This is a genomic window from Cupriavidus sp. SIMBA_020, assembly GCF_046535395.1.
GTDB classification, from domain to species: domain Bacteria; phylum Pseudomonadota; class Gammaproteobacteria; order Burkholderiales; family Burkholderiaceae; genus Cupriavidus; species Cupriavidus campinensis.
The window spans coordinates 1-243 of record NZ_JAWRWU010001457.1; the positions used below are offsets into that span (position 1 = coordinate 1).

The window sequence follows — 243 nt, forward strand, 5'->3', positions numbered from 1 at the left end:
GGGGTGCGGCTGCTGCAGCGGCTTGGGTTTGAGGTTGTAGTTACGGAAGCGATAGAAGTCGCCGTTGAAGGTGAAGTTGTCCTGCGTCCAGATGCCCTTGAGCGCGCGGATGAACTCCTCGGAACGGCGATAGCGTTCGTCGTGGTCCAGCCACGGCTCACCAATGGCGTGGAACTCGCCCTTGAACCAGCCCGAGACCACGTTGATGGCGATGCGGCCATTGGTGAACTGGTCGATGCTGGC

The 243-nt window shown here is 60.9% G+C and carries 1 protein-coding gene; it reads right to left on the reverse strand.

Features of this window, described 5'->3' with window-relative positions; all coding sequences use genetic code 11:
* A partial coding sequence (locus SB751_RS34400; protein ID WP_410749545.1) for an LLM class flavin-dependent oxidoreductase occupies positions 1–243 on the reverse strand: 243 nt, incomplete at both ends.